Origin of the sequence: Zongyangia acetica (assembly GCF_038739695.1) — a bacterium.
In the GTDB taxonomy this organism is placed as follows: domain Bacteria; phylum Bacillota; class Clostridia; order Oscillospirales; family Ruminococcaceae; genus Zongyangia; species Zongyangia gallinarum.
In genome coordinates this window covers 1-738 of the sequence record NZ_JBBEWN010000049.1, presented here as the reverse complement: position 1 = coordinate 738, position 738 = coordinate 1, and the positions used below count along the sequence as shown (strand labels likewise).

1 protein-coding gene is annotated in these 738 nt (G+C 49.5%); it reads left to right on the top strand.

Going from position 1 to position 738, the window contains the following annotated elements; genetic code table 11:
* Window positions 1–738 (top strand): terminase large subunit domain-containing protein (locus WGC32_RS15045; RefSeq protein ID WP_342683084.1); only part of this gene is annotated, 738 nt, incomplete at both ends.

Genomic DNA, 738 nt, shown 5'->3' with positions numbered 1-738 from the left:
AAACGTGCTGCAGCCTATGCGGGAGATATATGGCTCCGGATTGATCGGGACAATCAATAACCGCAATGTTGCGAGAATATGCGGCGAGGACACCTATTGCCTGGGTGCTGAAAAGGTGAACCAGGTAGCCAAGGTACAGGGGGCGTCCATCAAATACGCCTACGGAGATGAGATTGCCAAGTGGAACCGGGAAGTATTCGAGATGCTTAAATCCCGATTGGATAAGCCGTATAGCTGCTTTGACGGCGCATGCAACCCGGAAAACCCGACCCACTGGCTAAAGGAATTCATCGACTCGGATGCCGATATTTATCTGCAACAATATAGACTGTTTGACAATCCCTTTCTCCCAAAAGAATACGTAGAGAATATTTGTAAGGAATACGCCGGCACGGTTTATTATGACCGTCTGGTGGAAGGAAGATGGAAGCGGGCGGAGGGAGCAATCTATCGCTTGTTCGCTGACAATCCAGGGCGCTTTCAACGTACTGTTAACAGACAAGATATCAGAGAAATCCGGATTGGAATTGACTTTGGAGGCAACGGTTCCGGTCACTCCTTTGTGGCAACAGCCGTGCTTTGGAATGGCTGCTATCACGCCCTAATGAGCCGAAAACATATGAAGCGGGATTTCCCACAAGGGATAGACGCAAACAAGCTGAGCGATCTTTTTCTCGCGTTTGTGGGAGACGTGATAGCCAAGTACGGAAAACCGAGATACGCGTTTTGGGACAACGC